The organism is Microbacterium sp. LWO13-1.2, assembly GCF_038397725.1.
Lineage (GTDB): Bacteria > Actinomycetota > Actinomycetes > Actinomycetales > Microbacteriaceae > Microbacterium.
On record NZ_CP151634.1, the window covers coordinates 3069319 to 3096229 of the forward strand.

The following is a 26911-nucleotide window of genomic DNA, read 5'->3' on the forward strand; positions in this document are numbered from 1 at the left end:
CCCCGATAGACTGAGCCGACCCCCGCACGTCGTCCCCCGGAGGAGAACATGACCAACCCGATCGCCGACCCCGGCCACGGACACTCGCCTGCGGCTTGGGCCGCCGTCGTGATCATGCTCGTCGGCTTCACCGTCGGCACTGTCGCGTACTGCCTGGCCGAGTTCAGCCCCGTCTGGGTCGCGCTCATCTGGGTGGGGGCTGCCATCGTCCCGGTCGGTGCGATCGTCGGCTGGATTCTCGCGAAGGCGGGTTACGGCGTGAAGGGCCCCAAGTACTCGCCGAAGGCGCACTAATGGTCCTCGCCGACCTGACGGCCGGCGCTGTCGCAGACGCCGAGCGTCGCGCCCTCTCCCGACCGCTGGCCGCTGTCGAGAAGGCGGCGCTGGCACGCCCGGCAGCGAAGGATGCTCTCGCGGCACTCGCACCCGCAGAACAGGTCAAGGTCATCGCCGAGGTCAAGCGGGCAAGTCCCTCCCGCGGTGCTCTGGCCGAGATCCCGGATCCTGCCCACCAGGCGTCTCTCTACGAGATCGGCGGCGCCTCCGCGATCAGCGTCCTCACCGAGGAGCGCAGGTTCGGCGGCAGCCTCGCCGACCTCGAAGCGGTCACCGCCCGCGTCTCCGTCCCCGTGCTCCGCAAGGACTTCATCGCGACGCCCTACCAGGTGCTCGAAGCCCGTGCCGCCGGTGCCGACCTCGTGCTGCTCATCGTCGCCGGTCTCGAGCCGGCCGTACTGCGCGATCTGTACGCGCTGATCGGCGAACTCGGCATGACGCCGCTCGTCGAGACGCACTCGGCCGATGAGCTCGAACAGGCCATCGATCTGGGTGCGCCGCTCATCGGGGTCAACGCGCGCGACCTGAAGACCCTCGAGCTCGACAGAGATCTCTTCGGGCGGCTCGCCGACCGCATCCCGAGCACATCCGTGAAGATCGCCGAATCCGCCGTGCTCACCCCCGACGATGTCGCCCACTACCGCTCGGCAGGTGCCGATGTCGTGCTCATCGGCGAGGCGCTCGTCACCGGCGATCCGGTCGCCACACTCAAGAGCTTCCTGGAGGTGAAGGGATGAGTCTGCGCGACCAGCAGGGACCGTTCTTCGGTGAGTACGGCGGGCGTTACATGCCCGAGTCGCTCATCGCCGCCATCGACGAACTCAGCGCCGCCTACACCGCCGCTGTCGCCGACCCGGCGTTCCGCGCCGAGCTCGCGTCGCTCCTGAGCTCGTACGCCGGCCGCCCGTCCGCGCTCACCGAGGTGCCCCGTTTCGCCGCACACGCCGGCGGGGCGCGGGTCTTCCTGAAGCGCGAAGACCTCAACCACACCGGTTCGCACAAGATCAACAACGTGCTCGGGCAGGCGCTGCTGACGAAGAGGCTCGGCAAGACCCGGGTCATCGCCGAGACCGGTGCAGGCCAGCACGGTGTGGCCACCGCAACGGCAGCCGCGTTGTTCGGGCTGGAATGCACCATCTACATGGGCGAGGTCGACACCGAGCGCCAGGCGCTCAACGTCGCCAGGATGCGGCTGCTGGGCGCGGAGGTCGTGCCCGTCACCACGGGCTCGCGCACCCTCAAAGACGCGATCAACGACGCGTACCGCGACTGGGTCGCCTCGGTGGAGACCACGAACTACATCTTCGGAACGGCCGCAGGCCCGCATCCGTTCCCCGCGATGGTCCGCGACTTCCAGAAGATCATCGGCGAAGAGGCGCGCCAGCAGCTCCTCGATGAGATCGGCCGGCTTCCGGACGTGGTCGTCGCCTGTGTCGGCGGCGGGTCGAATGCGATCGGCATGTTCGACGCGTTCCTCGACGACGAGGGCGTCGCGCTCTACGGCGTCGAGGCGGCAGGCGATGGCATCGACACCGCTCAGCACGCTGCCTCCATCGAACGCGGTCGCCCCGGCGTGCTGCACGGCGCGCGGACGTACGTGCTGCAGGACGAAGACGGCCAGACCATCGAATCGCATTCGATCTCCGCTGGACTCGATTACCCGGGGGTCGGACCGGAGCATTCCTGGCTGGCCGACATCGGCCGAGCCGAGTACATCCCGGCGACCGACGACGAAGCCATGCAGGCACTGCGCCTGCTCAGTCGCACCGAAGGGATCATCCCCGCGATCGAGTCCGCGCACGCGCTGGCCGGCGCCCTGCGACTCGGACGCGAGCTCGGTCCGGATGCCGTGATCGCGGTATGCCTCTCGGGCCGTGGCGACAAGGACATGGACACCGCCGCGCGCTACTTCGACCTCTACGATTCGACCACCGAGGCGCAGGAGGGCAACGCATGAGCCGCGTGGAACAGGCGATCCAGAAGGCGCACGACGCCGGGCGGACCGCCTTCATCGGCTACCTGCCCGTCGGGTTCCCCGACCTGGACACCAGCATCCAGGCCGCCATCGCGCTCGCTGAGAACGGCGTCGACATCATCGAACTCGGCCCGCCCTACAGCGACCCGGTGATGGACGGAGCGATCATCCAGGAGGCGACCAGAACCGCTCTGGCTGCCGGATACCGCACCGCCGATCTCTTCACCGCGCTTCGCGAGATCACCGCCGCGACGGATGTCCCGGTCGTCGTGATGACGTACTGGAACCCCGTGCTCCAGTACGGCGTCGACCGTTACGCGGATGACCTGCTCGCCGCCGGCGGTGCGGGCCTCATCACGCCGGACATCACCCCCGAGTCCGCAGCGGAGTGGATCGCGGCCAGTGAGCGCACCGGCCTCGACCGTGTCTTCCTCGCGGCTCCCACCTCGACCGATGAGCGTCTCGACCTTGTCGTCGCGTCCTCGACCGGCTTCGTGTACACCGTCTCGACGATGGGCATCACCGGTGAGCGCGCCGACCTCGATCGTGCCGCGCGCACCTTGGTCTCCCGCCTCCGCGAGCACGGCGTCGGTCGCGCCTGCGTCGGCATCGGCATCTCCACGGCAGACCAGATCGCCGCTGTGGGGGAGTACGCCGACGGCGCGATCGTCGGCACCGCGCTCGTCCGCGCCCTCCGTGACGGCGGCGTTCCCGCCCTCGCCGAGGTCACCCGTACCCTGGCCGCCGGCGCTGCGTCGGCACGCCCCGCACACGAGAACTAGAATCGCAATCATGTCCCTCGCGCTCCACAGCACCGTCAACGGCGTGCTCGCCAGCATCCCGAGCCCCCCGGTCTCGTTCATCGACCTGGGCCCGGTCCGCATCCACTTCTACGCGCTCTGCATCATCACCGGCATCATCGCTGCGGTGCTGCTGACGAATCATCGCCTCACCAAGCGTGGCGCGGAGCCGTGGGTCGTGATCGACATCTCGATCCTCGCGGTACCGCTGGGCATCATCGGCGCCCGGATCTTCCACGTGCTCACCCACCCGAACGACTACTTCGGTGAGGGCATCAACACGTGGAATCCGTTCGAGCCCGGTTCCGTGTGGGCGATCTGGGAGGGCGGCATCGCCATCTTCGGTGCGCTCATCGGCGGTGCCGTCGGTGCATACCTCGGATGCCGGTGGACCGGCATCCGCTTCTGGACCTTCGCCGACGCGTTGGCACCGGGACTGCTGCTCGCTCAGGCCTTCGGACGCTTCGGCAACTGGTTCAACCACGAGCTGTTCGGATTGCCGACGGATCTGCCTTGGGGCCTCGAGATTGAATCCACGAACAGCGCCTTCCCCCCGGGACTGCCTGAGGGCACGCTGTTCCACCCCACTTTCCTCTACGAAGTGATCTGGAACGGTCTCGGCGTCATCGTGCTGCTCTGGATCAGCCGCAAGGCGACCGCATTCCAGTGGGGCCGGCTGTTCGCGATCTACCTGATCTGGTACAGCGCCGGCCGTGTGGTGTGGGAATCGATCCGCATCGACCCGAGCGAGATCATCCTCGGCCTGCGCAGCAATGTCGCGGCCGCCATCATCGGTGTCGTCGTCGGTCTCGTGATCCTCGTTGTACAGACTCGCCGCCACCCGGGCCTCGAGCCCTCGCCGTACATGACGGGTCGAGGCCGGAAGGATCTCGAGGCTGATGTAGTATCGCTAACGAATCCCTCCGAATTCGTGGACCTGAGTGAGCCTCCGTCCGACGAAGTCACCGCAGGAGCTACCGCCACAAGCACCGCTCCCACGGACACCGAAGGTTCCCGATAGCCTTCAGGTCCGTGAGGACCCATCGCATCGCCCGGCCAATGACGTCCCCGGGTCACTTGAAGATCTGAGGACGGTACCGCATGGAATCGAGCGACCTCCGCACGCCCCCCGGCTTCCCTGTCAAACAGGGCATGTACAACCCAGCGTTCGAGAAGGACGCGTGCGGTCTGGCAATGGTCGCCACGCTGCGTGGCGAGGCAGGGCACGACATCATCGCGCTGGCACTCGAGGCGCTCCGCAACCTCGAGCACCGCGGCGCGATCGGCTCGGATGCCGGAACCGGAGACGGTGCCGGCATCCTCACGCAGATGCCCGACGAGTTCCTGCGCGCCGTGACCGGATTCGAGCTTCCGCCGGTCGGCGAGTACGCGGCGGGCTTGGCGTTCCTTCCTCGCGATTCCGGACAGCGTCGCCAGCAGAAGGCCGGCATCGAGAAGATCGCACGTGCGGAGGGCCTCCGCGTCCTCGGCTGGCGTGAGGTCCCGACCGTGAACGAGCACCTCGGCAAGCTCGCCGACGAGGCTCGTCCCGCGTTCGAGCAGTTGTTCGTGAGCGCCGGGGGAGCGACCGTCGAAGAGGCACCGCTCACCGGCATCGCCCTGGATCGGGTCGCTTACCGTCTGCGCAAGCGCGCCGGTCACGAGCTTGGCGCCTACTTCGTCTCGCTCTCCTGCCGCACTCTCGGCTACAAGGGCATGGTCACCACGCTCCAGCTCGAGCCGTTCTACCCCGATCTGCAGGACGAGCGCTTCGCCTCGGAACTCGCGGTCGTGCACTCCCGCTACTCGACGAACACCTTCCCGTCGTGGCCGCTCGCGCAGCCGCTGCGCATGCTCGCGCACAACGGCGAGATCAACACCGTCGGCGGCAACCGCAACTGGATGCGCGCACGGCAATCGCAGCTGGAATCCGAGCTGCTCGGCGACATGGCACCGCTGCTGCCGATCTGCACCGACGGTGCCAGCGACTCGGCATCCTTCGACGAGGTGCTCGAGCTGCTCACGCTGACCGGGCGCAGCCTGCCGCACGCGATCATGATGATGGTGCCTGAGGCGTACGAGAAGCAGGCCGACATCACGCCGGAGCTCCGGTCGTTCTACGAGTACCACTCCAACCAGATGGAACCGTGGGACGGACCGGCCGCGCTCATCTTCACCGACGGCACGCTCGTCGGCGCGACGCTCGACCGCAACGGGCTTCGCCCGGGGCGCTGGACCGAGACGACCGACGGGCTGATCGTGATCGGTTCGGAGACGGGCGTTCTCACGTTCGAGCCGGAGCGGATCAAGCGCCGCGGGCGCCTGCAGCCGGGCAAGATGTTCCTCGTCGACACCGCGCAGCGACGCATCGTCGAGGACGAAGAACTCAAGCAGGACCTCGCCACGCTCCATCCGTGGCAGGAATGGCTGGATGCCGGGGCGGTCCGCCTCGCGGATCTGCCGGAGCGCGAGCACATCGTGCATCCGCCGGCATCGATCACTCGGCGTCAGCGCACCTTCGGTTACACCGAGGAGGAAGTGCGCATCCTGCTCACCCCGATGGGACAGAACGGCGTCGAGCCGCTCGGTGCCATGGGGTCGGACACGCCGATCGCCGTGCTCAGCAAGCGCCCGCGTCTGCTCTTCGACTACTTCACGCAGCAGTTCGCCCAGGTGACGAACCCGCCGCTGGACTCGATCCGCGAAGAGGTGGTGACGAGCCTGAAGCTCGGCCTCGGACCGGAGTCCAACCTGCTCACGTGGGGTCCGGAGCACACCCGCACGGTGTCACTCGACTTCCCGGTCATCGACAACGACGAGCTGGCCAAGATCCGGCACATCGACAGGGCGCTGCCCGATCGCTCGAGCGTCACGATCCGCGGGCTCTATCACTTCGACGCTGATGCGCAGAGCCTGCAGAACCGGCTCACCGAGATGTGCGCCGAGGTCGATCAGGCCATCGAGGACGGAGCGGAGTTCATCATCCTCTCCGACCGCGACTCGAACAAGGACCTCATCCCGATCCCGTCGCTGCTCATGATCTCGGCGGTTCATCACCACCTGATCCGCCGGGAGAACCGGATGAAGGTGGGTCTGATCGTCGAGGCCGGCGACGTCCGCGAAGTGCACCACGTGGCCACGTTGATCGGCTACGGCGCATCCGCGGTCAACCCGTACCTCGCGATGGAGACGGTCGAGCACCTCGTTCGAACCGGATACATCACAGGCATCACCCCGGAGAAGGCCGTACGCAATCTGATCTATGCGCTCGGCAAGGGCGTGCTGAAGATCATGTCGAAGATGGGCATCTCCACGGTGTCCTCGTACGCCGGCGCACAGGTCTTCGAGGCGGTCGGTCTCAGCCAGGATTTCATCGACGCGTACTTCACGCGCACCGAATCGAAGCTCGGCGGAATCGGCATCGAGGATGTCTTCGCCGAGAACCAGGCACGCCACGACTACGCCTATCCCGAGGATGCCGCGGCTCGGGCGCACGAGCGTCTGTGGACGGGCGGCGAGTACCAGTGGCGTCGCGACGGATCGCCGCACCTGTTCAGCCCGGAGACGGTGTTCAAGCTGCAGCACGCCACACGCACGCGCCGCTACGACATCTTCCGCGAGTACACGAAGCTGGTCGATGACCAGGCATCCGAGCTGAAGACGCTCCGTGGCCTGTTCAAACTGCGCACCGGAACCCGCAAGCCGGTACCGCTGGACGAGGTCGAGTCGGTCTCCGACATCGTGAAGCGTTTCTCCACCGGCGCGATGAGCTACGGCTCCATCTCACGCGAGGCGCATGAGACGCTCGCGATCGCGATGAACCGGATCGGCGGAAAGTCGAACACCGGCGAAGGCGGAGAAGACGCCGATCGCCTCGTCGACCCTGAGCGCCGCAGCGCCATCAAGCAGGTGGCATCCGGCCGATTCGGCGTGACCAGCCTGTACCTCACCGAGGCCGACGACATCCAGATCAAGCTCGCCCAGGGTGCGAAGCCCGGCGAGGGCGGACAGCTGCCGCCGACGAAGGTGTACCCGTGGGTGGCGCGCACGCGTCACGCGACCGCCGGCGTCGGGCTGATCTCCCCGCCTCCGCACCACGACATCTACTCGATCGAAGACCTCAAGCAGCTGATCTTCGATCTGAAGAGGGCCAACCCCGAGGCGCGCATCCACACGAAGCTCGTCAGCCAGTCCGGCATCGGCGCGGTCTCGGCCGGTGTCGCGAAGGCGCTCAGCGACGTCATCCTGGTCTCCGGCCACGACGGCGGCACGGGTGCGAGTCCCCTCAACTCTCTCAAGCACGCCGGAACGCCGTGGGAGCTCGGACTTGCCGAGACGCAGCAGACCCTGATGCTCAACGGCATGCGCGACCGTGTGGTCGTGCAGGTGGACGGCCAGCTGAAGACCGGCCGCGACGTGATCATCGGCGCCCTCCTGGGTGCCGAGGAGTTCGGCTTCGCGACCGCGCCCCTGGTGGTCAGCGGCTGCATCATGATGCGCGTCTGCCACCTCGACACCTGCCCGGTCGGCGTCGCCACGCAGAATCCTGCTCTTCGGGAGCGGTTCACCGGCAAGCCGGAGTTCGTCGTCAACTTCATGGAGTTCATCGCCGAAGAGGTGCGCGAACTGCTGTCCGAGCTCGGCTTCCGCTCGCTCGACGAGATCGTCGGTCGCACCGAGTTCATCGAGGTGAACGGCGCGATCGAACACTGGAAGGCCGAAGGCCTGGACCTCAGCCCGGTACTGGACGGACCGGCGTTCCCCGCCGGCGAGCCCCGCCGGAGCGGACGCAGCCAGGATCACGAACTCGACAAGCACTTCGACGTCGCCCTGATCGACATCGCGAAGGATGCGCTGCTGAACGGCGAGCCGGTGCTGGTCGAATTGCCCATCAGCAACACCGAGCGAGCCGTCGGGACGATGCTCGGCCACCAGGTGACCGCGCGGCACGGCGCCGGGGGTCTCGCTCGCGAGACCATCGACATCACGCTGCACGGCACCGCCGGTCAATCGCTCGGTGCGTTCCTGCCGCCTGGCATCATCCTCCGCCTGGAGGGCGACGCCAACGACTACGTCGGCAAGGGTCTGTCCGGTGGCGACATCACGATCCGGCCGCCGCGCGGCTCGGTGATCGCTCCGCACGAGAACGTCATCGCGGGCAACGTGATCGGTTACGGTGCGACGTCGGGCACGATGTTCATCTCGGGTGTCGTCGGCGAACGGTTCCTGGTGCGCAACTCCGGAGCGACGGCAGTCGTCGAAGGCGTCGGCGATCATGCCCTCGAGTACATGACCGGCGGTCTCGCCGTGATCCTGGGCACGACCGGACGCAACTTCGGTGCCGGTATGTCCGGGGGAGTGGCGTACGTTCAGTCGCTGCGCACCGAGAAGATCAACGCGCAGTCCCTCGACAGCGGCGAACTGCTGCTGGAACCGCTCGACCGAGCCGATCTCGAGGTGCTGCGGAGTCTTCTCGTCGCGCACGTCGAGCGCACGGCATCGCCGCTGGCGGCCGGCATCCTCGAACAGTTCGAGACCGCCGCATCCGAATTCGTGAAGGTTCTCCCGCGTGACTTCGCCGCTGTGCGCAGCATGCGTGAGGAAGCAGTGGCCGAGGGCATCGACCCTGACGGCGACATCGTGTGGAACCGCATCCTGGAGGTGACCGGTGGCTGATCCCAAAGGTTTTCTGAAGGTCACCGAGCGTGAGCTTCCTGCCCGACGCCCGGTGCCGGTACGCATCATGGACTGGAAAGAGGTCTACCAGCCCGGCGATCAGGCGGTGCTGCGACGCCAGGCCAGCCGATGCATGGACTGCGGTGTGCCGTTCTGCCACTCCGGCTGCCCCCTCGGCAATCTCATCCCGGAGTGGAACGATCTGACCTGGCGCGGCGAAGGCCGTGCGGCGATCGAACGTCTGCACGCGACGAACAACTTCCCGGAGTTCACCGGTCGCCTCTGCCCGGCCCCGTGCGAGAGCTCCTGCGTGCTGGGGATCAACCAGCCGGCGGTCACGATCAAGCAGATCGAGGTCTCGATCATCGACGAGGCCTTCGCGAAGGGCTGGGTCGACGCACAGCCGCCGGCACGCCTGACCGGCAAGACCGTCGCCGTCGTCGGCTCGGGCCCCGCCGGACTCGCCGCCGCGCAGCAGCTGACCAGGGCCGGTCACACCGTGGCCGTCTTCGAGCGCGATGACCGCATCGGCGGACTGCTGCGCTACGGCATCCCGGACTTCAAGATGGAGAAGACCCACCTGGAGTCCCGCCTGCGGCAGATGCAGGAAGAGGGCACGCGTTTCCGCGCCGGTGTCGAGATCGGCAAGGACATCTCCTGGGCCGACCTCCGGGCTCGCTACGACTCCGTGGTCATCGCCACCGGGTCGACCGTGCCCCGCGACCTGTCGATCCCCGGCCGCGACCTCGCAGGTGTGCATTTCGCGATGGAGTACCTCGTCGAGTCGAACCACGCCGTCGCCGGCGACACGGTGCCGGAGCAGATCACGGCCGAGGGCAAGCACGTCATCGTCATCGGCGGCGGCGACACCGGCGCCGACTGCATCGGAACCGCTCACCGCCAGGGTGCGCTCAGCGTCACCAACCTCGCGATCGGCAAGCAGCCGGGCGAAGAGCGTCCTGACCACCAGCCGTGGCCGATGATGCCGACCATCTTCGAGATGCAGTCCGCGCACGAGGAAGGCGGAGAGCGGGTCTTCCTCGCTTCCACCGTCGAGTTCCTCTCGAACGAGGTCGGCGAGCTTCGCGCCCTGCGTGTTGCCGAGACCGAGTACGTCGACGGGCGCCGCGTCCCCAAGAGCGGCACGGAGCGGGAGATCCCCGCTGACCTCGTGCTGATCGCCATGGGCTTCACCGGCCCGGAGCAGGATGGCTTCACCGAGGACACCCGCCCGCAGGTGACCGACCGTGGTGCGTTCCAGCGGGATGCCTCGTACGAATCGACCGTTCCTGGCGTCTTCGTCGCGGGTGACGCCGGGCGCGGGCAGTCCCTGATCGTCTGGGCGATCGCCGAAGGACGAGCCGCCGCTGCGAACGTCGATCGGTTCCTCATGGGCTCCACCGTGCTCCCCGTGCCGGTGGGCCCGAATGATGTCGCGCTCGGCCTTCAGCCCGCGTAGGCTGAGCCGCGGCACCGTCGCCTGATTTCTATCCCCCTCTAATCTGGAGTATCTGTTGAGACGCGCGAAAATCGTCGCCACCCTGGGCCCTGCCACTTCCACCTACGACACCGTGCGCGCACTGATCGACGCCGGAGTGGATGTCGCCCGCCTGAACCTCAGCCACGGTGACTACTCCGTGCACGAGAACAACTACGCGAACGTCCGTCGCGCTGCCGAGGACTCCGGTCGTGCCGTTGCGATCCTCGTCGACCTCCAGGGGCCGAAGATCCGCCTCGGCAAGTTCGAGGGCGGCCCCTATGAGCTCGAGGTCGGTGACATCTTCAAGATCACCACCGAAGACATCATCGGCAACAAGGACATCTGCGGCACCACGTTCAAGGGCCTCCCGCAGGACGTCAACGCCGGAGACTTCCTCCTCATCGATGACGGCAAGGTCAAGGTCGAGGTCGTCGAGACCGACGGCGTGACCGTGACGACCCGCGTGGTCGTGGCCGGAGCGGTCTCGAACAACAAGGGCATCAACCTTCCCGGCGTGGCTGTGAACGTGCCGGCGCTGAGCGAGAAGGATGAGGACGACCTGCGTTGGGGCCTGCGCATCGGCGCCGACCTCATCGCGCTGTCGTTCGTGCGCAACGCCAGCGACGTCGAGCGAGTGCACGAGATCATGGCCGAGGAGGGCGTGAAGATCCCGGTCATCGCCAAGATCGAGAAGCCGCAGGCGGTCGACGCGCTCGAGGGAATCGTCGACGCGTTCGACGGCATCATGGTCGCCCGCGGCGACCTCGGTGTGGAGCTTCCGCTCGAGGCAGTGCCGATCGTGCAGAAGCGGGCCGTCGAACTCGCTCGCCGCATGGCGAAGCCTGTCATCGTCGCCACGCAGATGCTCGAGTCGATGATCAACAGCCCGGTGCCGACGCGCGCCGAGACCTCCGATGTCGCCAACGCCGTCCTCGACGGCGCCGACGCGGTGATGCTCTCCGGTGAGACCAGCGTGGGCGACTACCCGGTCATCGTCGTCGAGACGATGGCACGGATCATCGAATCCACCGAAGAGCACGGTCTCGAGCGCATCGCGCCGCTCAACACCAAGCCGCGCACGCAGGGCGGCGCGATCACACTCGCGGCGCTCGAGGTGGCCGAGTTCGTCGATGCGAAGTTCCTCTGCGTGTTCACGCAGTCCGGAGACTCCGCCCGGCGCCTCTCGCGACTGCGCTCGCGCATCCCGATGCTCGCGTTCACGCCGGAGCCCGGCATCCGCCGTCGCATGGCACTGACCTGGGGCATCCGCTCGACGCTCGTCGATCTGGTCCAGCACACCGACCTCATGTATCTCCAGGTCGACACCTATCTGCTCACCAACGGCCTCGCGGAGACCGGTGACCGGGTCGTCGTGATCTCGGGATCCCCTCCCGGAATCGTGGGTTCCACGAACGACATCCGAGTCCACAAGGTCGGGGACGCCGTCGGCGGCGCCGCCCCCATCTACAAGGCTGTCATCTGACGCACTGACGCGAGGAGGGTCGGGACCAGACGGTCCCGACCCTCTTGCGTGTCGCGGCCACGAACGTCAAGCCCCCGACGCCGTTCTTCCTGGCGGGAGTACGGTGGCAAACATGGTGAACCACCCGCACGATGCCGGTCGCACTTCGCCGGTCACGGAACGCGTGACGGAGTGCTGAAAGCGGCAGCCTGGTGGCTCCTGGACTATGTCTATGCGGCCTACTGGCAGACGCGCGCGCTGATGAGCCGAACGGATGCATCGACATTCCGTACCGGGAATCGCGCACCGATCATCGTCCTGCCCGGTATCTACGAGACCTGGCGGTTCATGCAACCGATCGTCGAAGCGCTGCATGCGCGCGGACATCCGGTGCATGTCATCGAGACGCTCGAGCGGAACCTGCAATCCGTGGCCGAGATGGCGGACCAGGTCACGGATTACCTGCAGCGGTACGACCTGGGCGACGCGGTTCTCGTCGCCCACAGCAAGGGCGGCCTCGCCGGCAAGCTCATGATGACCAGCGCGGCGTCTGACCGGGTGCGGGGCATGATCGCCGTCGCCACGCCGTTCGGTGGATCGAGGTATGCCCGAATGATGCCGACACGCACCCTGCGAGCATTGTCGCCGGATGATCCGTCGATCGTGGGTCTCACGCAGGATCGCACGGCGAATTCGAGGATCATCTCGATCTTCGCGCGCTTCGATCCGCACATTCCGGAGGGGAGCGAGCTCATCGGAGCGACCAATATGCGTCTCGAGACGGGTGGTCATTTCCGGATACTCGCCCACCCGCGCGTCGTCGCCGAGATCGCCGTCTTCGCGGGCTGAGGAAAACGGCTGTGCACGGCATGACAGGTCGCCCCATTGAAGTGCCGGCGGTGGGACTCGAACCCACACGCCCTTTCGGACAAAGCATTTTGAGTGCTCCGCGTCTGCCATTCCGCCACGCCGGCTCGTGTGTCGCGTCTTCGACTTTAGCGCAGCGAGCGCCCTGCTCTGCTCAGCACGATCGCTCACCGTCCGTTCAGCGGCCTCTCCAGTAGGATGGGTCTGTGACCGAGCAAGAACAGCAAGAGCATGTTGAGCCGTCTGAGCAGCCGACAGCATCCGCACCCCGACGCGTCGTCGTCGCAGAGGACGAATCGCTGATCCGCCTCGACATCGTCGAGATCCTCCGTGACAACGGCTTCGACGTCGTAGGCGAGGCCGGTGACGGCGAGACGGCCGTTCAACTGGCGACCGAGCTGCGCCCGGATCTCGTCATCATGGATGTCAAGATGCCGCAGCTCGATGGCATCAGCGCCGCCGAGAAGCTCCACAAGGGGAACATCGCCCCCGTCGTGCTGCTCACCGCGTTCAGCCAGAAGGAACTCGTCGAGCGCGCGAGCGAGGCGGGCGCTCTCGCCTACGTCGTCAAGCCGTTCACTCCGAACGACCTCCTCCCGGCGATCGAGATCGCGCTGGCCCGTCACGAGCAGATCATCACGCTCGAGGCCGAGGTCGCCGATATGGTCGAGCGCTTCGAGACCCGCAAGCTGGTCGATCGTGCCAAGGGCCTGCTCAACGAGAAGATGGGCCTGAGCGAGCCGGAAGCTTTCCGCTGGATCCAGAAGGCGTCCATGGACCGCCGACTGACCATGCAGGATGTCGCCAAGGCGATCATCGAGCAGCTCGCACCGAAGAAGTAGTGTTCGCACTCGACGCGGAGCACATCCTGCGTCCGGTGCACACCGGTGACGGGGTGGCGCTCGCGCGCGCGTACACAGCCAATCGAGCGCATCTGGCGCCCTGGGAGCCGACGAGAAGCGAAGCGTTCTTCACGTCCGAGGACCAGGAACGGCATGTCGCAACCTGCCTGGAGGATGCAGCGACGGGTCGCGGCGTTCGATTCGTGATCGAATCAGCCGATGGCGAGATCCGCGGCCGCGTGAACCTGAACAACATCGTCCGCGGCGCCTTCTGGAGCGCGGACCTCGGCTACTGGGTCGACGGCGCGCGTCAGGGGAGGGGGCTCAGCACGAGAGCTGTCGCTCAGGTCGTTTCCTACGCTCGGGACGAGGTGCGTCTGCATCGGCTGCAGGCGGCGACTCTCGTCCACAATCACGGTTCGCAGCGCGTGCTGGGCGCGAATGGATTCGAGCGGATCGGCGCCGCTCCTCGCTATCTGAAGATCGCGGGGAAGTGGCAGGACCACATCCTGTTCCAGCGGATCCTCGAGGAGCCGCTCAGCGTGCCGCCGGCACGTCCTTGATCATGTTCGTGATGCGGATCGTCGAGCAACGGCGGCCCTGATCGTCGGTCACGACGATCTCGTGCACAGTGACGCTGCGGCCGAGGTGGATCGGCGTGCAGATGCCGGTGACGACCCCCGAGGTCGCGGATCGGGTGTGCGTGGCGTTGATGTCCACACCGACTGCCAGGCGGCCAGGGCCCGCGTGCAGGTTCGCAGCCATCGATCCGAGCGATTCGCCGAGGACGACGTACGCGCCGCCGTGCATCAAGCCGACGGGCTGCGTGTTGCCTTCGACCGGCATGGTCGCGACACAGCGCTCGAGGCTGAACTCGAGGAACTCCATGCCCATCTTCTGGGCGAGCGCGCCCATCCCGCGGGCGGTGGCCCAGTCGAGTCCTTCGGTCGTCGCGGTCTCGCTCATCGATCCTCCTCAGCGGGTGTCTGTCGTCCTCGTTAGGCTGACAGGGTGACGGACTCCGCAAAGCCTACCCTCATGGTCGTCGACGGCCATTCGCTCGCCTATCGTGCATTCTTCGCCCTCCCGGTCGAGAACTTCACCACGAAGGACAATCAGCACACGAACGCCATCTACGGCTTCCTGTCGATGCTGGTGAACCTCATCAAGGCCGAGCAGCCGACGCATATGGCGATCGCGTTCGACACCTCCCGCCATTCCTTCCGTACTGACGTGTACCCCGAGTACAAAGCGACCCGATCGGAGAGCCCGCAGGAGTTCCGTGGACAGATCCCGCTCCTGCAGGACTGCCTCGCGGCGATGTCCATCCAGGTGCTCACAAAGGAGGGGATCGAGGCCGATGACATCCTCGCGACTCTCGCGAGCCAGGGCGCCGAGCAGGGATTCGAGGTTCTCGTCGTCTCCGGCGATCGTGACACGATCCAACTGGTGACGGATGACGTGACCCTGCTGTATCCGTCGGTGCAGGGAGTCTCGCAGCTGAAGCGCTACGACCCGACGACGGTTCAGGAACGCTACGGAGTGCGCCCGGAGCAGTACCCCGACATCGCCGCGCTCGTCGGCGAGACCAGCGACAATCTGCCCGGCGTCCCCAAGGTGGGGGAGAAGACCGCCGTCAAGTGGCTGACGCAGTTCGGTTCGCTCGATGAACTGCTGGAGCGCGCAGGCGAGATCAAGGGTGTCGTCGGCGGAAATCTCCAGACCCACATCGAAGATGTCCGCCGTAACCGGCAGCTGAACCGGCTCCTCCGCGATGTGGAGCTTCCGGTCGGCCCGGCAGACCTCGAGGTCGCTCCGATCGATGCGCAGGCCGTTCGTGACATCTTCGCGCGCCTCGAGTTCCGCACGCTGCTGCCCCGCGTCTTCGAGGCGGTCGGGGCCGGAGAGGTCGCCGAGGATCCGGCATCCGTCGTCGTGCTGCCGACACCGGTCGAAGTGACGCCGGCAGAGCTCGCCGCCTGGGCGCAGGCGCAGTCCGGTGACGTGGCGCTTCGGATTACCACCGCGGGAGGTCTCCCGACGCGCATCGGCGCCGCCACCGAGACGGAGCTGCGCGAGACCGACTGGAACGACGGCAGTGCCGAGTCGATGCGCGCCTGGCTCGAGTCCGATGCCCCGAAGGTCTTCCACGATGCCAAGCCTCAGGTGAAGTCGCTGCGCCGCGTCGGCATCCAGCTCGCCGGACTGGCGTACGACACGAATCTCGCCGGCTGGCTGCTGCGGCCGAGCTACCCGGACAAGACGCTCGCCGACCTCGTGGAGCGATACCTCGGTGAGAAGTTGCCGCAGGCGGATCCGACGCAGCTCGTCCCCGAGACAGAGGGCGCCACTCCCGCTCAGGAGGCGTGGTTCACGCTGCGAACGGCGGCCGCCCTTCGTGAGGACATTCCGGAGAGCGTGTCGCAGGTGCTCATCGACATCGAGCTGCCGACCCTGCTCACGCTTGCCGATATGGAAGTCGCCGGGGTCGCCGTCTCGCATGACGTGCTCTCGACGTTCTCCACCGAGCTGGCCACGCGCGCCGAGGCGCTCGCCCAAGAGGCATTCACGGTCGTCGGACGCGAGTTCAATCTGGGGTCCCCGAAGCAGCTGCAGGAAGTGCTCTTCGAAGACCTTCAGCTTCCCAAGACCCGCAAGACGAAGACCGGTTACTCCACGGATGCCGCGGTTCTCGTCGACCTGCAGGAGACGAATCCGCATCCGTTCCTGAACCTGCTGCTCCAGCACAGGGAGGCGACGAAGCTCCGGCAGATCATCGAGTCGCTCGACACCGCGATCGGCGATGACCACCGGGTGCACACGACCTACGTGCAGACCGGGAGCCAGACCGGCCGGCTCTCCAGCACCGACCCGAACCTGCAGAACATCCCGGTGCGCACTGAGGAGTCGCGTCACATCCGCAGCGCCTTCCAGGTGGGCGACGGCTACGAGACCCTGCTGACCGCCGACTACTCGCAGATCGAGATGCGCATCATGGCTCACCTCTCCGGCGACGAGGGACTCGTCGAGGCCTTCAACAGCGGAGAGGACCTGCACCGATTCGTCGGTGCACGGGTATTCGGTGTCGAACCGAGCGATGTCACCTCGGCGATGCGCACGAAGGTCAAGGCGATGTCGTACGGCCTCGTCTACGGGCTGTCGGCGTTCGGCCTGTCCAAGCAGCTGCGCATCGAACAGTCCGAAGCGAAGCAGCTCATGGTCGAGTACTTCGCACGATTCGGTGCTGTGCGCGATTATCTGCGCGCCTCGGTGATGAAGGCGAAGGAAGTCGGTTACACCGAGACTATCTTCGGACGACGTCGTCCTTTCCCCGACCTCGCCAGCCCCAACCGAGTACTGCGCGAGAACGCCGAGCGCGCAGCGCTCAATGCACCGATCCAGGGCAGTGCGGCCGACATCATGAAGATCGCGCTGTTCCGCATCCACGACGATCTGCGCACGGAGGGCCTCGCCTCGCGCGCGTTGCTCCAGATCCACGATGAGCTCGTCGTCGAGGTCGCACCGGGGGAGTGGGACGCGGCGGAGCGCATCGTCCGCACGCGAATGGGCGGCGCCGCGGAGCTGTCGGTTCCGCTCGACGTGCAGGTCGGACGCGGGCAGAACTGGAACGAAGCGGCGCACTGAGAGCAGGGACACGACGGGCGACCGGAGCCTGCTGGCGCGGGGGTCGAGGGATAGGCTGGAGGGATGACTTCAGCCCCCCGTACTCCCTCTGCCATCGACAAGGTCGCCGATGAATGGGTCGACACCATTGCCGTGCTATCTCCGACGCTCGGCACCTACATCGGACGCACTGAGGCGGGCGATCGCTTCGGCGATCTCAGCCCTGCCGGACTCGAGGAGATCACTGAGGCGACCCGCGCGACCCTCGGCAAGCTCTCGGCATTGGAGCCCGTCGACGCGATCGACGAGGTCACGAAGACCGATCTGAGCGCCGAACTGCAGCTCGACCTCGACCTCCACGACGCGAACTGGCATCTGCGCGACCTGAACGTGATCGCCTCCGCCGCCCAGGACGTCCGAGCGGCCTTCGACCTGATGCCGACGGCCACGGCCGACGACTGGAGCGTCATCGCGAAGCGTCTCGCCGCCGTTCCTGATGCACTGCGCGGCTACACCGAGACGCTTCGCGAGGGGATCGCACAGGGCGTGACCCCGGCTCGACGGCAGGTCGTCGAGGTCGCCTCGCAGATCGTTCGGTACACGGCAGACGACGGGTTCTTCGCCGCGTTCGTCGCGGAGGCCACGCCGGACGAGGGGCAGCTGCCCGCGTCGCTCGCGCGCACGCTCGCCGACAACTCGGCCGCGGCACGCGTCGCCTACGACGACCTTGGCCGATTCCTCGCCGACGAGCTGGCGCCCGTCGCCGGTGGCGTCGACGCAGTCGGCCGCGAGCTGTATGCCCTCAACTCGCGTCGGTTCCTCGGCGCGACGATCGACCTCGACGAGACCTACGAGTGGGGTCGTGAAGAGCTGGCCCGCATGGTGGCCGAGCAGACCGCCATCGCCAACGAGATTCTGCCCGGCGCATCGGTCGAAGAGGCCGTCGCGCACCTCGAGGCGGATCCCGCCCGCAAGCTCGTCGGCACCGAGGCGCTGCAGCGCTGGATGCAGGAGACCAGCGATCGTGCGGTCGCCGAGCTCGGTGCGACGCACTTCGACATCCCGGAGCAGATCCGCACGCTCGAGTGCATGATCGCCCCGACACAGGAAGGCGGGATCTACTACACCGGCCCGACGGATGATTTCTCCCGTCCCGGGCGGATGTGGTGGTCGGTGCCCGAGGGCGTCACCGAGTTCGACACCTGGCGTGAGCTGACCACGGTCTACCACGAGGGCGTTCCGGGACACCACCTGCAGATCGCTCAGGCGGTGCACAACCGCGCAGAACTGAACTCATGGCGTCGTCTTCTCGCCGGCACTTCTGGGCACGCCGAGGGCTGGGCATTGTACGCAGAGCGCCTGATGCAGCAGCTCGGCTATCTCGACGATCCGGCCGATCGCCTGGGCATGCTCGACGGCCAGCGGATGCGCGCGGCCCGCGTCGTCCTCGACATCGGTGTGCACCTCGGCAAGCCCCGCCTTGACGGAACGGGTATCTGGGACGCCGAGTACGCGCTGGACTTCATGCGGCAGAACGTCAACATGTCGGACCAGTTCGTGCAGTTCGAGGTCAACCGCTACCTGGGGTGGCCGGGACAGGCTCCGTCGTACAAGGTGGGACAACGCATCTGGGAGCAGGTGCGCGATGCGTACCAGGCCGAGCGAGGCGCGGACTTCGACATCAAGGAGTTCCACAAGCGCGCTCTCGACATGGGCGGCGTCGGGCTCGACACGCTGCGCACCGCGCTGCTGCGCTGACCAGCACTCGGCGCGGTCTCCCTGATCTCGGGAACCGTGCGGGTCGTTGCCGGGAATGCCGGAGCGATCCGCACGGTTCATTCATGTGAATACGAAAGGCTGACGCACATGGATATCGAGTTCGGGCTGGACACATTCGGCGACATCACCCGCGACGCGGACGGAACGCTGCTCACCGCAGCGCAGACGATCCGCAACATCGTGGCTCAGGCCGAGTTGGCAGACGCCGTCGGCGTCGACTTCTTCGGAGTGGGGGAGCACCACCGCACCGAGTTCGCCGTCTCTGCGCCGGAGATGGTGCTCGCAGCGATCGCCGCGCGCACGAAGAGCATTCGTCTCGGCACGGCGGTGACCGTGCTGTCATCGGATGACCCGGTGCGCGTGTTCGAGCGGTTCTCCACGTTGGACGCGCTTTCCGGCGGTCGCGCAGAGGTGGTGCTGGGCCGCGGATCGTTCACGGAGTCCTTCCCGTTGTTCGGATACGACCTGCGAGACTATGAGGCTCTTTTCGAGGAGAAGCTCGACCTCTTCGTGGAGCTGCTCAAGGAGCAGCCGGTGACCTGGTCCGGAACGATGCGCGCGTCTTTGGAGAACGCGGATGTCTTCCCCAAGACCGAGAACGGCCTTCGCACGTGGGTCGGGGTCGGTGGCAGCCCGGAGTCGGTGGTGCGCGTCGCTCGTCACGGTCTCGGTCTGATGCTGGCCATCATCGGCGGGCCGGCCGTGCGCTTCAAGCCCTTCGTCGAGCTGTACCACCGCTCGGTCGCCGCATTCGGTACGACCTCGCATCCGATCTCCGTGCACTCACCCGGGCACATCGCCGCCACCGACACGGAGGCGTGGGACGCCGCGTACTCCGGATTCGAGGCGATGAACAACACCATCGGGCGCGAACGAGGCTGGCCGCAGTACAGTCGGGCGCGGTTCCAGAATGACGTCGGCCCGGAAGGCGCGCTGTACGTCGGCTCGCCGGACCGGGTCGCCCAGAAGATCGCCGACACCGTCACGACGCTCGGCCTCGGCCGATTCGATCTGAAGTACGCGACCGGAACGCTCTCGCACGACGCGATGATGCGCAGCATCGAGCTCTATGGCACCGAGGTGATTCCGCGGGTGCGCGCCATCCTCGACGCGAAGAACTGAGCCGTCACGGCGCAGCGCGTGGCCTCGGCGCACGTTTACGATGAGGAGCATGGCCAACACCGCCTTGCCGAGTCGTGCTTCGCTCGCCGAGCGTCTCGATGAGCTCCCGTTCACCCGCAGGCACGCCCGGCTTCTGACCGGTTCCGGCCTCGGGTGGGCTCTTGACGCGATGGATGTCGGGCTGATCTCGTTCATCCTCGCCGCGCTCGTCCAGCAGTGGGATCTCACCCGGACGGAAGCGGGGTGGATCGCTTCGGTCGGATTCGTCGGCATGGCGGTCGGCGCGACGCTGGGCGGATTGCTCGCCGATCGTCTGGGGCGACGCCAGGTGTTCGCCATCACCCTTCTCGTCTACGGCATCGCAACGGGTGCCAGCGCGTTCGTCGGCGGCCTCGCCGCCCTGCTCGCGCTCCGGTTCTTGGTCGGCCTGGGACTGGGCGCCGAACTGCCGGTGGCCTCCACATACGTCAGCGAGTTCGCTCCAGCCAGGATCCGCGGGCGACTGATCGTGATCCTCGAGGCGTTCTGGGCGGTCGGGTGGACGGCGGCCGCCCTGATCGGCTACTTCGTCATCCCTGCATCCGCCGACGGCTGGCGCTGGGCATTCGCGCTCGGCGCGATCCCCGCGCTCTACGCGCTCGTCGTGCGCTGGGGGCTGCCCGAGTCGCCACGATGGTTGGCATCGCGCGGTCGCATCGCCGAAGCAGAACGCATCGTTGCTGCTTTCGAGGCGGATGCCGGCGTGGTCGCAGAACCCGCGATCCGCAAGGAGCCGCCGTCCCGTTCCATCGCGGTGACCGCACGTGCGCGCCTGCAGACCCTCTGGAACCCGGAGTTCAGCAGAAGGACGATCTGCCTCTGGCTCGTGTGGCTCACCGTCAACTTCGCGTACTACGGCGCGTTCATCTGGATCCCTAGCATCCTCGTCGAGGCGGGATTCGATCTCGTGAGATCCTTCGGCTTCACGCTCATCATCACCCTCGCCCAGCTCCCCGGTTACGCGGTCGCGGCGTGGCTGATCGAGGTGTGGGGGAGACGCACCACCCTCTCCGTCTTCCTCGTGGGCTCAGCCGTCTCGGCGGTCTTCTTCGGCACCGCGACGACAGAGCCGGCGATCATCGCCTCCGGCATGGCACTGTCGTTCTTCAACCTGGGCGCCTGGGGCGCTCTCTACGCCGTGACTCCGGAGATCTACCCGACGTCGCTGCGCGCCACCGGTGCCGGCTGGGCCGCGGGTGTCGGTCGGATCGCGTCGATCGTGGCTCCGCTCGTGGTGCCGATCCTGCTGGTCGCGGGCGGCGCACCGCTGCTCTTCGCGGTCTTCGGCGCGTGCTTCCTCATCGCAGCAACCGCCGCCTGGGGCCTTGTCGATCGCAAGGGTGTCGCGCTCGACGACCGCTGATCCCGGTTCTGGGCGGTCGCTGCCGGGCATATTCTGGACGGGTGACTGACGTGCGTTTCGTGGCGATCGGCGACTCCTTCACCGAGGGCGTCGGCGACGTCCTACCCGATGGCCGGGAGCGAGGCTGGGCCGACCTCGCTGCACAAGGCTGGGCGAACGCCGCGGGACACTCGATCCAGTACGCGAACCTCGCCATCCGGGGCCGGCTCGCCTGGCCGATCGTCGAGCAGCAGCTCGAACCTGCGCTGGCTCTTCACCCCACTCACCTCTCATTCAACGGCGGCGGCAATGACATGCTGCGTCCGCGCACCGACGTCGAACATATCGCCGACGCGTTCAGCCGGGTCCTGCGCCGGTGCGACGAAGAGGGAGTCACCATGATCCTCCTGTCGGGGGCGAACCCCAGTGGTCAGCTCCCGATGGGCAACGTCGTGCAGCGACGCGGCGACCTGCTCTCCGAAGCCGTGCTGCGTCGCGTCGAACATCGTCCCGATGTGATCCGCGCCCTCAACTGGCCGGATAACGAGTTGGCCCGCGCCCCGTACTGGTCCGAGGACCGTCTGCACATGAACGCCGCCGGGCACCACCGAGTGGCGGCACGCGTGCTGCACGCGCTCGGATTCGAGCCACCGGAGACGTGGTGGGCACCGCCGGAGCGCACAACCACCGGTCGCTCCGGGCTCGCCTACTACCGTGAGCACGTGGGGCCGTGGGTCAAGCGTCGCGTGACCAGGACGTCGTCAGGCGATGGACGCGCGGCCAAGTACCCCACGTGGGTCGACCGAGTGCCGCAGTGAACCAGGTGGCAGCCAGGTCATGACGGGCGACATCGAACTCGCGCGGATCTCCGAAGGATCGGTCACGCTGCACGACGCACGGCGGAAGATGCAGCGCGTCGTAGAACTCGCCGAGTTCGAGATCGGGGTGTATCCCATCACCGAGGAGCAGCTCGCAGAGATCCTCGGGATATCGGCACGGAATCCACGCCATCCCGCGCGCGATGTCAGCTGGCTGCGCGCTGTACGAATCTGCAACGCCGCGTCCGATTGGGAAGGCCTGGATCCGGCCTACCGATTCGACGGCGAGGACGTCACGTGGGACGTGACCGCAGACGGTTATCGGCTTCCCACCGAAGCCGAGTGGGAGTTCGCGTGCCGTGCCGGTTCGACCGGCCCCCACTACGCACCGCTCACGGATGCCGCGTGGACCAGCGCCGACGGTGTGAACACGCCGCAGCCGGTCGGTCTCAAGCTCCCCAACCTCAACGGCCTGTTCGACACGCTCGGCAACGTGTGGGAATGGTGCTGGGATCTGCTCGATCCCGCGCGATACGACGACTATCGCGTGTTCCGCGGCGGCGGCTTCGCCGACGACGCCTGGAGCGTGCGCGCATCGGTGCGCCGAGGAGGTGCTCCGCGCATGCATCACGAAGACGTCGGGTTGAGGCTCGCGCGCGGCGCCTTCGACACACCCGGTGAGGCACAGGGCTGGTCGGCGCGAGCCGACCGGGAGCGGACGTTGATCGACGGGGCGCTCCCGTCCGGTTGGACGCCTCGTGGGCAGTGAGAGCGCGGGTCAGGGCCGCATCTGCTTGATCATGTAGCGGTTCGGATCTTCGGCGGGGGCGAATCCGTACTGGGCGTAAAGGCCATGGGCATCTGCTGTTGCCAGGAGCACCCGGGTGAGGCCGAGCGGCTGCAGATCCGCGATGACATTCTCGATGAGCATCTTTCCGATCCCGCTTCCGCGTGCCTCCTCCGCGACGAAGACATCACACAGCCACGCGAAGGTGACGGCATCCGTGACCACGCGCGCGTAGGCGACCTGCTCACCGGATGTGTTCCAGATCCCATAGTTGCGGGACCCGTCGATGGCGGCATCCTGTACCTCACGCGCGCGGCCGGCGGCCCAATAGGACTGTTCGCTCAGCCAGGCGTGCACGCGCTCGCGATCGATACGGGAGGTGTCATTCGAGAAGGTGTAGGACGAAGGCATGATCCATCCTACGAACCCGGATCAACGGCGACGGACGCGTTCGGGGTCGAGTCCCATCCGGATGCGGGTACGTTTACGTTCGATCACGATGAAGACCACCCCGATGATCCACAGGGGGATCGGCGTCAGGAAAGCGATGCGGAACGCGTCGAGGGAGTAGGTCTCCGGGGTCCCTGCACCTTGCATGTCGAGGGCGAGTCCGATGAGGAAGATCGCGATGAGCGCAGCGATGAAGCCACCCGCGTTCGTGACACCGGTCGCGGTGCTGAGGCGATGAGACGGGTTGTGCGTTCGCGCGTGGTCGAAGGCGATCATCGATGCGGGTCCGCCGGTGGCGAGGGCGACAGCAAGTGCGTACAGGAGCCAGACGGGCGCTGGGCCAGGGAGTGCGATGACGCTCACCCAGGCGACCAATTGCACGGCGACGGCGGGCAGCACGAGGGCGTACGAACGCTGGTTGGGGATGCGCCGGGACAGCTCGCCGATCACCGGACCGAGTGCCATACCGGCGATGACATAGACCGAGATGATTCCGGCCGCGTGCGCAGTGCTGAGGCCTTGGCCTGCAGTGAGGAAGGGCATTCCCCAGAGCAGCACGAACGCGGTTCCGGCGAACGGCGTGGTGAAATGCGACCAGAACGCGAGGCGTGTACCGGGGTGGGCCCAGGAGGCACGGATGCCGACTCCGGTGTCGATCGCGGAGGTGACGACGCGGATGACTCCGGTGTCGGTGTTGACGGACACGTCGGCACCGCGTTCCGGCGGGTGATTCCGGATGACCATCGCGACGAGGATCGAGAACAGCACACCGAGCCCGGCGATACTCCCGAACGTGATGGTCCAGCTCGTCGCGTGCAGGAACGCGGCGAGCGGGACGAGTGCCACCAGCTGACCCGCTTGACCGATGATCCCGGTGAACTGCACCATGAGCGGGGCGCGTTGGGCGGGAAACCAGGTCGCGACCAGCCGGAGAACGGCGGGGAAGATCGCCGCGTCACCAGCGCCGAGCAGGATGCGGGCAATGAGCGCGACACCGATGCTGGGCGAGAGCGCCATCGTCAGCTGACCGGCCGCCATGAGGAGCATGCCGATCGTCATGATCGGCCGAGATCCATAGCGGTCGAGCAGCACGCCCACCGGGATCTGCATGCCTCCGTAGACCGCGAGCTGGACGACGGCGAAGAGCGCGAGAGTGGCGGCGTCCGCCTGGAAACGATCCGCGGCGTCGACGCCGACCGCGCCGAGCGAGGTGCGATTCGTGATGGCGAGGACGTACGCGGCGACGCCGACGGACCAGATCAGCCACGCACGCCATCCCGGTCGCGCAGTGGGGGAGACGGGGATGGTGCGCACAAGTCAACGCTACTCCTGGCGCGGAGCCCTACGCGGGCGCTGCAGCCCGCGTTGCTGCGTGTGACTCGCGGTGCAGCTGCCATTCCCGCAGCGTGAGAGCGACGATGAAGAGATCGAACAGGGTCAGCACGACCATCGCCCACGTGAAGTGCACCAGGATCTCGTACACCTGATAGATGATGAAGATCACGAGAGCGACGATCATCCACGGGTACGCCCAGAGTTGCTGCTTCAGGAGTGCCCACACCAGCACCACCTTGATCACCCCATGGAGGATCAGATACACCGCGGCGAAGATCGTGGCGTCGGTCCCGAGGTTGTCGGCAAGGTGGTCGAACCACATTGCGAGCGGCGAGTGATCATGTCCGACGAGCAGGTGGGCAGTCAGCCATCCGAGCGACTGCCGGATCATTTCCGGGTTCACGAAGAACAACGCGAAACCGCCGACGAGTTCGGCGATTCCGACGATGCCCTTGAGCGTGATGCTGACATCGAAAACTCGATCGAGCAGCGTGTGGTCCGGTGACTCGGGCATGCGGTGATCGTATCGAAGGGTGATCTTGCACGCGCTCGATCGACATGGGGAGCGAAGCTAGGGTGCATTCATGACCACCGCCGCAATGCATCATTCGATCAACTACGTCGAGATCACCGTCACCGACCTCGACGCCGCCAAGTCTTTCTACGCCCGCGCCTTCGGGTGGGAGTTCGTCGACTACGGCCCCGGGTACGCAGGCATCGCCTCGCGGGCGGGCGGAGACGAAGTCGGTGGTCTTCTGGTCAGTGAAGAAGCGCGCCCGGTCGGAGGTCCCTTCGTGCTGCTCTACTCCGACGACCTCGACGGCTCGGCCCGCGCCATCGCAGATTCCGGGGGCACGATCACACAGGGGCCGTACGCGTTCCCGGGCGGACGACGCCTGCATTTCACGGACCCGAGCGGAAACGAACTCGGCGTGTGGGCGAGCGACTGACACGACAGCACACGAAAACGGAGCCCCGCGATTTGCGGGGCTCCGTTTCGTTCAGGCAGTGATCAACCGGCGCAGAGTTCGCCGACTGCAGCGGCCGATTCCTGGATCTCTGTCGCGACGGCGCCGAGCTCGGCGACCGCGGCCGTGTCCTGGTCGATGAGCACCTTCGAGAGGAGTTCCGTCATGGACGAGAAGTCCTCGTGGAATGCGCTGACGGCGGCCTTGACCTCTGGATTCGAGATCGATTCGGCGGCAGCACCGACGGCCTCGGCGGCCTCGGTGTATGTCGCGATCGTTCCCTGCGGGTCGGCTGCCGCGGCCGCGACGTCCAGATCGTTCAGACCGGAGGTAGCCTTCTGCACCTGAGCGCCCGCCTCTGCACAGGCATCGGTCAACGACTGGTCGCTGCTCTGCTCCTGCGCGGGGGCGGAGTTCCCAGCGTTCGGAGTCGATTCGCCGGAGGACGACGGCGACCCAGAACATGCGGTGAGTCCGAGGACGGCGACGGTGGCGATGGTCAGCGCTGCGATACGACGATTCATTGATTCCCCCATAGTGCGTTTCAGCGTCTGCGCACGTGCACGCAAACGTCGCCCAGTAAACCACACGAAGATGCCGGGACTGTCGTCGAGTCAGCTGTGCGCGGGATGTGTCGGAGGTCAGCGAAGTCGTCGGCCGAGAATCTCCAGCGCGGGGGAGGCGCCGATGTGCACGCCCGATTCAATCGGGTCCCACCCGAGCCGCGAATAGAGCCGTCGAGCCGGGAGCGCATCGGCGTAGCATCCCAGGATCGCCGTCTCGTAGGGCAGGTTCTCGAGTACCGCATCCATCAGCTGCTCAGCGGCACCCTCGCGCCGAAAATCGGGGGAGACCGCGAGCTCCGCGATCGAGAAGCAGGCCTCACCGAGCCATTCCTCCTGCTGCTCGTGACTGAGCACCTCCGTCAGGCGGTCCCGCCACCAGTCGCCTTCGGCCGCCCCTGTGCCGAGCACCAACCCGATCACGTCGTCACCATGGGTAGCGATCAGAAATCGGAAGTCTGCGTGCGACAGGGCGTAGCGCTGCACGCGTTCGATGAACGAAGAGCGACTCGTTTCCGGATCCTCGCCGTACGGGGGCTCGGCGAAGACCGAGGCGTAGAGTTCGGCGCTCCTCTCGAGCTGCGTGTCCGTGGCATCCCACGCCGTGATTCGGATTCTGCTCACACGACCAGCATCTCAGGTGCGC

The 26911-nt window shown here is 66.7% G+C and carries 24 protein-coding genes and 1 tRNA gene; 18 read left to right on the top strand and 7 right to left on the bottom strand.

Annotated elements, in window-relative coordinates:
- Positions 1-48 precede the first annotated feature (48 nt).
- The 9 genes from MRBLWO13_RS14625 (at position 49) to MRBLWO13_RS14665 (ending at position 12578) form a co-directional block, all read left to right on the top strand.
- Positions 49-294 (top strand): HGxxPAAW family protein, encoded by a 246-nt coding sequence (locus tag MRBLWO13_RS14625; RefSeq protein WP_341974788.1) that lies wholly within the window; start codon positions 49-51, stop codon positions 292-294.
- On the top strand, positions 294-1073 hold the full coding sequence (gene trpC / locus MRBLWO13_RS14630; RefSeq protein WP_341974790.1) for an indole-3-glycerol phosphate synthase TrpC: 780 nt from the start codon (positions 294-296) through the stop codon (positions 1071-1073). The genes MRBLWO13_RS14625 and trpC overlap by 1 nt, the downstream gene beginning before the upstream one ends.
- Positions 1070-2293 carry a tryptophan synthase subunit beta gene (trpB, locus tag MRBLWO13_RS14635; RefSeq protein ID WP_341974792.1) on the top strand — a complete coding sequence of 408 codons (1224 nt, stop codon included), beginning with the start codon at positions 1070-1072 and terminating at the stop codon, positions 2291-2293. Before trpC ends, trpB begins: the two co-directional genes overlap by 4 nt.
- A complete protein-coding gene (gene trpA, locus MRBLWO13_RS14640) occupies positions 2290-3093 on the top strand; it encodes a tryptophan synthase subunit alpha (protein ID WP_341974795.1) in 804 nt (267 codons plus the stop codon). The genes trpB and trpA overlap by 4 nt, the downstream gene beginning before the upstream one ends.
- A gap of 10 nt (positions 3094-3103) precedes the next feature.
- Positions 3104-4132 (top strand): prolipoprotein diacylglyceryl transferase, encoded by a 1029-nt coding sequence (lgt, locus tag MRBLWO13_RS14645; protein ID WP_341974797.1) that lies wholly within the window; start codon positions 3104-3106, stop codon positions 4130-4132.
- 80 nt (positions 4133-4212) lie between these two features.
- Positions 4213-8787 carry a glutamate synthase large subunit gene (gltB, locus tag MRBLWO13_RS14650; protein ID WP_341974799.1) on the top strand — a complete coding sequence of 1525 codons (4575 nt, stop codon included), beginning with the start codon at positions 4213-4215 and terminating at the stop codon, positions 8785-8787.
- Positions 8780-10246: a glutamate synthase subunit beta gene (locus MRBLWO13_RS14655; RefSeq protein ID WP_341974801.1), complete on the top strand. Its 1467-nt coding sequence runs from the start codon at positions 8780-8782 to the stop codon at positions 10244-10246. The genes gltB and MRBLWO13_RS14655 overlap by 8 nt, the downstream gene beginning before the upstream one ends.
- A 55-nt stretch (positions 10247-10301) precedes the next feature.
- Positions 10302-11750, top strand: coding sequence for a pyruvate kinase (pyk, locus tag MRBLWO13_RS14660; RefSeq protein WP_341974803.1), 1449 nt, complete (start codon positions 10302-10304; stop codon positions 11748-11750).
- Between the two features lie 171 nt (positions 11751-11921).
- Positions 11922-12578: an alpha/beta hydrolase gene (locus MRBLWO13_RS14665; RefSeq protein WP_341974804.1), complete on the top strand. Its 657-nt coding sequence runs from the start codon at positions 11922-11924 to the stop codon at positions 12576-12578.
- A gap of 42 nt (positions 12579-12620) precedes the next feature.
- On the opposite strand, the gene MRBLWO13_RS14670 is transcribed toward MRBLWO13_RS14665, so the two are convergent.
- Positions 12621-12703 (bottom strand) — tRNA-Leu (locus MRBLWO13_RS14670).
- 99 nt (positions 12704-12802) lie between these two features.
- Here MRBLWO13_RS14670 and MRBLWO13_RS14675 point away from each other — a divergent pair.
- Positions 12803-13438 carry a response regulator gene (locus MRBLWO13_RS14675; protein ID WP_341974806.1) on the top strand — a complete coding sequence of 212 codons (636 nt, stop codon included), beginning with the start codon at positions 12803-12805 and terminating at the stop codon, positions 13436-13438.
- Complete coding sequence (locus tag MRBLWO13_RS14680; RefSeq protein WP_341974808.1) at positions 13438-14001, top strand: GNAT family N-acetyltransferase; 564 nt, start codon at positions 13438-13440, stop codon at positions 13999-14001. Before MRBLWO13_RS14675 ends, MRBLWO13_RS14680 begins: the two co-directional genes overlap by 1 nt.
- Here the strand turns inward: MRBLWO13_RS14680 and MRBLWO13_RS14685 are convergent.
- Entirely contained in the window at positions 13976-14404 is a 429-nt protein-coding gene (locus tag MRBLWO13_RS14685) for a hotdog fold thioesterase (protein ID WP_341974809.1), read from the bottom strand. The two genes, MRBLWO13_RS14680 and MRBLWO13_RS14685, sit on opposite strands and share 26 nt — an antisense overlap.
- Positions 14405-14449: 45 nt before the next feature.
- Here MRBLWO13_RS14685 and polA point away from each other — a divergent pair, with 45 nt between their 5' ends.
- From polA to MRBLWO13_RS14715, 6 genes are all read left to right on the top strand, one after another.
- Entirely contained in the window at positions 14450-17083 is a 2634-nt protein-coding gene (gene polA / locus MRBLWO13_RS14690) for a DNA polymerase I (protein ID WP_341974810.1), read from the top strand.
- A gap of 63 nt (positions 17084-17146) precedes the next feature.
- On the top strand, positions 17147-18820 hold the full coding sequence (locus tag MRBLWO13_RS14695; protein WP_341974811.1) for a DUF885 domain-containing protein: 1674 nt from the start codon (positions 17147-17149) through the stop codon (positions 18818-18820).
- A 108-nt stretch (positions 18821-18928) separates the two neighbouring features.
- Positions 18929-19963: an LLM class flavin-dependent oxidoreductase gene (locus MRBLWO13_RS14700; RefSeq protein WP_341974812.1), complete on the top strand. Its 1035-nt coding sequence runs from the start codon at positions 18929-18931 to the stop codon at positions 19961-19963.
- A gap of 49 nt (positions 19964-20012) precedes the next feature.
- Positions 20013-21365 (top strand): MFS transporter, encoded by a 1353-nt coding sequence (locus MRBLWO13_RS14705; RefSeq protein WP_341974814.1) that lies wholly within the window; start codon positions 20013-20015, stop codon positions 21363-21365.
- A gap of 50 nt (positions 21366-21415) precedes the next feature.
- Positions 21416-22162 (top strand): SGNH/GDSL hydrolase family protein, encoded by a 747-nt coding sequence (locus tag MRBLWO13_RS14710; RefSeq protein WP_341978424.1) that lies wholly within the window; start codon positions 21416-21418, stop codon positions 22160-22162.
- A gap of 19 nt (positions 22163-22181) precedes the next feature.
- Complete coding sequence (locus MRBLWO13_RS14715; protein WP_341974816.1) at positions 22182-22931, top strand: SUMF1/EgtB/PvdO family nonheme iron enzyme; 750 nt, start codon at positions 22182-22184, stop codon at positions 22929-22931.
- A gap of 9 nt (positions 22932-22940) precedes the next feature.
- Here MRBLWO13_RS14715 and MRBLWO13_RS14720 read toward each other — a convergent pair whose 3' ends face one another.
- The 3 genes from MRBLWO13_RS14720 to MRBLWO13_RS14730 are packed head-to-tail and all read right to left on the bottom strand — an operon-like array spanning position 22941 to position 25248.
- On the bottom strand, positions 22941-23360 hold the full coding sequence (locus MRBLWO13_RS14720; RefSeq protein ID WP_341974818.1) for a GNAT family N-acetyltransferase: 420 nt from the start codon (positions 23358-23360) through the stop codon (positions 22941-22943).
- Positions 23361-23381: 21 nt separating this feature from the next.
- Positions 23382-24713 (bottom strand): MFS transporter, encoded by a 1332-nt coding sequence (locus MRBLWO13_RS14725; RefSeq protein WP_341974820.1) that lies wholly within the window; start codon positions 24711-24713, stop codon positions 23382-23384.
- 28 nt (positions 24714-24741) lie between these two features.
- Positions 24742-25248 (bottom strand): DUF2127 domain-containing protein, encoded by a 507-nt coding sequence (locus MRBLWO13_RS14730; protein WP_341974821.1) that lies wholly within the window; start codon positions 25246-25248, stop codon positions 24742-24744.
- A gap of 70 nt (positions 25249-25318) precedes the next feature.
- On the opposite strand from MRBLWO13_RS14730, the gene MRBLWO13_RS14735 reads away from it, so the two are divergent.
- Positions 25319-25684, top strand: a complete 366-nt coding sequence (locus MRBLWO13_RS14735; protein ID WP_341974824.1) for a VOC family protein — start codon at positions 25319-25321, stop codon at positions 25682-25684.
- 62 nt (positions 25685-25746) lie between these two features.
- Here MRBLWO13_RS14735 and MRBLWO13_RS14740 read toward each other — a convergent pair whose 3' ends face one another.
- Both MRBLWO13_RS14740 and MRBLWO13_RS14745 read right to left on the bottom strand, forming a co-directional pair.
- Complete coding sequence (locus tag MRBLWO13_RS14740) at positions 25747-26226, bottom strand: hypothetical protein (protein WP_341974826.1); 480 nt, start codon at positions 26224-26226, stop codon at positions 25747-25749.
- A gap of 117 nt (positions 26227-26343) precedes the next feature.
- Complete coding sequence (locus MRBLWO13_RS14745) at positions 26344-26889, bottom strand: GNAT family N-acetyltransferase (RefSeq protein ID WP_341974828.1); 546 nt, start codon at positions 26887-26889, stop codon at positions 26344-26346.
- Positions 26890-26911 lie beyond the last annotated feature (22 nt).

Coding starts and splice junctions, on each gene's coding strand:
- MRBLWO13_RS14625 (WP_341974788.1), top strand. CDS start 49: ATGACCAACCCGATCGCCGACCCCGGCCACGGACACTCGCCTGCGGCT.
- trpC (WP_341974790.1), top strand. CDS start 294: ATGGTCCTCGCCGACCTGACGGCCGGCGCTGTCGCAGACGCCGAGCGT.
- trpB (WP_341974792.1), top strand. CDS start 1,070: ATGAGTCTGCGCGACCAGCAGGGACCGTTCTTCGGTGAGTACGGCGGG.
- trpA (WP_341974795.1), top strand. CDS start 2,290: ATGAGCCGCGTGGAACAGGCGATCCAGAAGGCGCACGACGCCGGGCGG.
- lgt (WP_341974797.1), top strand. CDS start 3,104: ATGTCCCTCGCGCTCCACAGCACCGTCAACGGCGTGCTCGCCAGCATC.
- gltB (WP_341974799.1), top strand. CDS start 4,213: ATGGAATCGAGCGACCTCCGCACGCCCCCCGGCTTCCCTGTCAAACAG.
- MRBLWO13_RS14685 (WP_341974809.1), bottom strand. CDS start 14,404: ATGAGCGAGACCGCGACGACCGAAGGACTCGACTGGGCCACCGCCCGC.
- MRBLWO13_RS14695 (WP_341974811.1), top strand. CDS start 17,147: ATGACTTCAGCCCCCCGTACTCCCTCTGCCATCGACAAGGTCGCCGAT.
- MRBLWO13_RS14700 (WP_341974812.1), top strand. CDS start 18,929: ATGGATATCGAGTTCGGGCTGGACACATTCGGCGACATCACCCGCGAC.
- MRBLWO13_RS14705 (WP_341974814.1), top strand. CDS start 20,013: ATGGCCAACACCGCCTTGCCGAGTCGTGCTTCGCTCGCCGAGCGTCTC.
- MRBLWO13_RS14715 (WP_341974816.1), top strand. CDS start 22,182: ATGACGGGCGACATCGAACTCGCGCGGATCTCCGAAGGATCGGTCACG.
- MRBLWO13_RS14720 (WP_341974818.1), bottom strand. CDS start 23,360: ATGCCTTCGTCCTACACCTTCTCGAATGACACCTCCCGTATCGATCGC.
- MRBLWO13_RS14730 (WP_341974821.1), bottom strand. CDS start 25,248: ATGCCCGAGTCACCGGACCACACGCTGCTCGATCGAGTTTTCGATGTC.
- MRBLWO13_RS14735 (WP_341974824.1), top strand. CDS start 25,319: ATGACCACCGCCGCAATGCATCATTCGATCAACTACGTCGAGATCACC.
- MRBLWO13_RS14740 (WP_341974826.1), bottom strand. CDS start 26,226: ATGAATCGTCGTATCGCAGCGCTGACCATCGCCACCGTCGCCGTCCTC.